This is a genomic window from Vibrio sp. V03_P4A6T147, assembly GCF_002241085.1.
Lineage (GTDB): Bacteria > Pseudomonadota > Gammaproteobacteria > Enterobacterales > Vibrionaceae > Vibrio > Vibrio anguillarum.
In genome coordinates this window covers 1-2,370 of sequence record NZ_NDIO01000085.1, presented here as the reverse complement: position 1 = coordinate 2,370, position 2,370 = coordinate 1, and the positions used below count along the sequence as shown (strand labels likewise).

The window sequence follows — 2,370 nt, the reverse complement described above, 5'->3', positions numbered from 1 at the left end:
CTAGTGGGCTGACAGCCTGTATATTGAGATTACACAACATTGATTCATACTGGATATTTGAAAGCCTATCTTTACAACGAATTATCCAAGCCAATGTGATGAGGTTATGACCAAAAAATCCGGGCTGTTCAAGACAGGCGTTTAGAATATCGCCTTCACGATTCGGGGTTGATAACATCGGCTCACTTTGGTGTTCTTCACCTATAAAAGTAGATGTTACAAACTCTGTGAGTCGATTTAAAAATATTGGGATCGAGTCTGGTGATAACAACTTATAAACTTCATTCAAAGCGAGCAAAATGGTTACATTATGCGATAGATATTCACTGTGTCTCGATGCCCGTGAAACATAATGCTGAAATATATCCGTAAATCCTTTTTCGTCATGCCATTGAGACATTGCCTGATAAGATGCTGGGTATATTCCGCGCTCTAGAATCCTGTGTCGACGGACGCTGGAAAAATTTACTTGTTGAACTGTATCGGTGTAATTACATGAAATCTTTAATGCATCCTGTTCAATTAATCGACTGACTTGCACCAATAGTTTTTCTGAACAGTCCAAATATTCACAGAGAAACTTTGTTGATAAATATGCTTTTAGGGCATGCGGCTGATGGATAATCGCGCTGCTATATAGTGCTTGTTCTAATAAATGTTGAAATGTCATTTTTCCTCCATGAAACTAACGCCCGGCTAAGGGGTTGACAACGCATAGCCGGACTCAAAAAACACACTGTAAACACTGAACTTCAATTTTGCACTAAAGCCGCCACGCGTTGGCAATCCCTCTTGAGCCGTTTGTTATGCAAATTCAATGAGATAAACTGACTTTACACGACCAAAAGCAACCATCGCAATGGTTGAGTGATTCAAGAATCAACCAAAGTAAGAGCGGTGACAAATAAGCTGCCAAAACAAAGTCCACCTTTCAGCAACAAACCAAGCTTTTGAATCAGGAAAACTCAACGAGCGAGACCTTCAGCAAATACAGAATAATCGATAAACTTGCCCTTTCTACACTTTGCGCCCGCTAAATTGACAACAAACCCGCACTAAAACTGATTGAGGCAAACAAAGAAATTTGCCTGTTTTACGGTTTGAGTTAGCCACGGATTTGAGGGTAAAAAAGCTCATTTGCCGACAACACAAAACGAATGGCCAGAGAAATCCCAAAAGATTGAGCCCCTAAATTTACCTGAGTTGCATAACGCCCGGCTAAGGGGTTGACAACGCATAGCCGAACTCAAAAAAAAACCACTGTAAACACTGAACTTCAATTTTGCACTAAAGTCGCCACGCGTTGACAATCCCTCTTGAGCCGTTTGTTAGGATTTTAGAATGCTCACTAACTGAAGGTAAGAACGTTCTTCTAGTTTCTTGATACTAATATAGTTCTCAAATGAATTTAAAAAAGAATCTAGCCATTGATGCATCTCAATATCATCTGAACTCAGAATTAGTCTTTTCTTTACAGTAACCTCTAGCTTCACACTAACTAACCATGGTGCATCGTAATCACCACAAATTAAAGCAGGTGAAATTACAGTGTTAGTTGCATTACAATCAACAACAAAACGTATATCAAATATATCACTAGATATACTGAGTGAATTATCTGACAGCCTCTGTAATTTGGTTCCTAGTGGTAACTCGAGATGCAAACTGTCGAAGACTTCACCACTATCACCAACAGCAAAGCATAATTCGAAATCCGAGTCTCCATCATGGTCTAAAAATGCCTCTCGCTCTCGATGATTTCGGGTAATTAGTTCAAGCACTCTATTCTTTAGCACGTCTTGAGACATCGAACTTCTTGGGATAGTACATATTTTATTCCTATCAATCTCTTCATATACGAAGTATGAATTTAGATGGAATCCTAACTTTCGCAAAAATAAAAACTCAGTACATGATGCAACTAGATTATAGTAATCCAATACATTTGGGTCATATGATGAATCAGGCGCATCATAGTCTTCATACCCATTTAACAGAGCTTTGGCATAGGCCTTATTTTCAGCACCTAAGGCCCTCAAATACTGAGCGATATCTTGATTGAACTCATACCCTAAAACCTCCTTTCCTTTCAGTGTTTCTGGTTCAAAGAAGTACCCACCCCTTAACCGCACCACTTGCTTTATTTTCGGATTTAATAATTTACTAACAAGAACAATGGATACAGTTATTAAAGCACCTCCAATACACAATAATACCGTTGTAGCCCCAATCAACTCGGTCAGATAATTCGCACATAAAGCGACACCAAGAGCCAAACTAACAGCAGAAACCACCATTATCAGTAAATTATTTGATTGTATTCTTGAATTTGAAATTGGATTCATAACCACCTAACTAAAATTAAAATCC

General features: G+C 38.6%; 2 protein-coding genes. Both read right to left on the bottom strand.

Translation table 11 applies throughout. From position 1 onward, the window contains the following. On the bottom strand, positions 1–670 hold a 670-nt coding region (locus B9J84_RS03080; RefSeq protein ID WP_094123496.1), incomplete at its 3' end, for a hypothetical protein. Positions 671–1,328: 658 nt separating this feature from the next. Then, positions 1,329–2,345 carry a hypothetical protein gene (locus tag B9J84_RS03070; RefSeq protein WP_094123495.1) on the bottom strand — a complete coding sequence of 339 codons (1,017 nt, stop codon included), beginning with the start codon at positions 2,343–2,345 and terminating at the stop codon, positions 1,329–1,331. Positions 2,346–2,370 lie beyond the last annotated feature (25 nt).